Annotated in this window: 1 protein-coding gene, 1 pseudogene and 1 riboswitch; the gene and the pseudogene both read right to left on the minus strand. The window is 44.7% G+C overall.

The features are described 5' to 3' along the window. A pseudogene (locus SMIDD26_RS08330) lies at positions 1–202 on the minus strand (sodium:alanine symporter family protein); the annotation flags it as partial. A 90-nt stretch (positions 203–292) separates the two neighbouring features. After that, positions 293–381, minus strand: a riboswitch (glycine riboswitch). 163 nt (positions 382–544) lie between these two features. Then, on the minus strand, positions 545–2,216 hold a 1,672-nt coding region (locus SMIDD26_RS08335), incomplete at its 5' end, for an endonuclease MutS2 (RefSeq protein ID WP_061439808.1).

Consider the following 2,216-nt stretch of genomic DNA (forward strand, 5'->3'; position numbering starts at 1 on the left):
CCAGGGCCGTACACAGAGCTGCAAAACTGGATACATCCCCATGTCCCTTATCCTGGATAAAAATAAGCTGAAAGGCCTTAGGCAGACGCAAAACCTGCAAGAGTCCTAGCCGAATAGTTAGGTAAATCCCTGTTCCGACTAATAAAATCAAGAGGGGCGGTCCCCAAGCAAAAGCATCGATTGATTTAAGCAATTCTAACATTTCCTTCTCCTATCTTTTCAACCCCAAAAGAAAGAGCACATGCAAGATACATGTACTCTGGAATGCTTAGATAAATGCTAAAAAGCGGTCTATCCTAGCTCTGTCCTTTTACCTGAGAGTTTGAGCAGTTGCCTGCCTTGCCCCTTCGGTGCCTTTACGGTCTCTCCAGAGTTCCGTCCATTTACAGTCATGGAAAATCAAACGATTCCCCACTTCTATTAAACTTCATTCGGTGTTGGTATTTAATTGATTCTTATTTTACAAAAAATGTTGGCTTTTGTCAATGTGTTTATTAGTAAAACTTAATTCAACAGTTTTTACTGTATAAAGCTCAGAATACTTCTATCCTTTAAAAGTGACAATAGTCGCACCACTGCCTCCAGCATTTTGTGAGGCATAGCCGAAACTCTTGACATGCTTGTTTCTTTGTAGGTATTTGGTGACACCTTCACGGATGACACCTGTTCCGATACCATGGATGATATCAACTTGAGCCATATTGTTAAGCAGGGCTTGGTCGATAAAGGCATCTAGCTCATTCATAGCCTCTTCATAGCGTTTGCCTCGAAGGTCCAGTCTAGCTTGAGGTCCTCGCCCAGAAGTTCGTTTCACAACATTGACCTGTTTCTTCTTGACTTGCTTTTCTTGCTGAGCTTGAACGAGGTCAAATTCTTTCTCTTCCAAGGTCATCTTAATCAAGCCAACTTGGGCTTCCCAGCGACCGTCTTTGAGTTGACTGGTCAAGGTACCACGCTGTCCATAACTGAGAACAACGATATCATCTCCCACCTTTGGAGCTCGTTTTTTCTTAGCCTTTTGAAGAACCTTGTTTTTGGACAAGTCTACTTTTTCAGGAGCCAATTTTTTCAGCTTGGCCTTGGCTTCAATGATTTCATGGGGCTTGAGTTGAGATTTACTATGGAGATTTTTAAGAATCTGATCACTTTCACTGAGAGCCATGTCCACAATCTCAGCAGCCTGTTCACGCGCCTTGTTAAGCTCGGTTTCCTTTTCACGATTGAGCTCGTTGTAGAGTTTTTTGAGAGCACGATTCATCTTGAGATTTTCTTGCTCCACCTCACGGATATTGTCCAAGCGTTTACGACTCTCTAGCGTCTGCTCTTCCAGTTGCTCAATAATCCGATTGACATCATTGTCCTGATCGACCTGCTGACTGGCATCCCCGACAATAACTTCAGATAGGCCTAAACGTTTAGCAATTTCAAAAGCATTGCTTCGGCCAGGAACTCCCTGCATAAAGCGATAGGTCGGGCGTAGAGTTGCAGTATCAAACTCCATGCTGGCATTTTGCACAAAGGCTGTCTCAATACCGTAGGCCTTGAGTTCCGGATAGTGGGTGGTCGCCATGGTCTTGACTTGACGCAAGCGAAGGTCTTCCAGAATAGCCATGGCAAGAGCGGCTCCCTCTTGGGGATCTGTACCAGCCCCCAACTCATCCAAGAGTAAAAGTGAATGTTGATTAACCTTGCCAAGAATATCCACAATATTGGTCATGTGGCTAGAGAAGGTAGACAAGCTCTGCTCAATAGACTGCTCATCGCCAATATCAGCAAAGATTTCTTCAAAAATACCAACACGACTTCCCTTATCTGCTAAAATCGGCAAACCAGACTGAGCCATCACCTGCGTCAATCCGAGAGTTTTAAGCATGATGGTCTTCCCACCTGTATTGGGACCTGTAATAACAATCGCTGTTAAATCTTGACCAAAATGGACATCATTTGCGACGGCATTTTTGACCAGAGGATGGCAGACATGGAGCAGTTGAATCTCTTGATTTTCTGACAGCTGAGGAACGACCGCTTGTCTTTCTTGGATAAAGCGGACCTTGGCACGAATCAAGTCCAGATGACCGATAATCCAAGCATCATTGGCGATCTCAGCCGCATGAGGGCGGACACGCTCAGAAATTTCTTGGAGAATGCGAAGCATTTCATAGCGCTCATCTACTCGCAGACTGGCAATTTCTTCGCTCAGTTTGACCACCTCACGG

Source organism: Streptococcus mitis, assembly GCF_001579035.1.
Lineage (GTDB): Bacteria > Bacillota > Bacilli > Lactobacillales > Streptococcaceae > Streptococcus > Streptococcus mitis_J.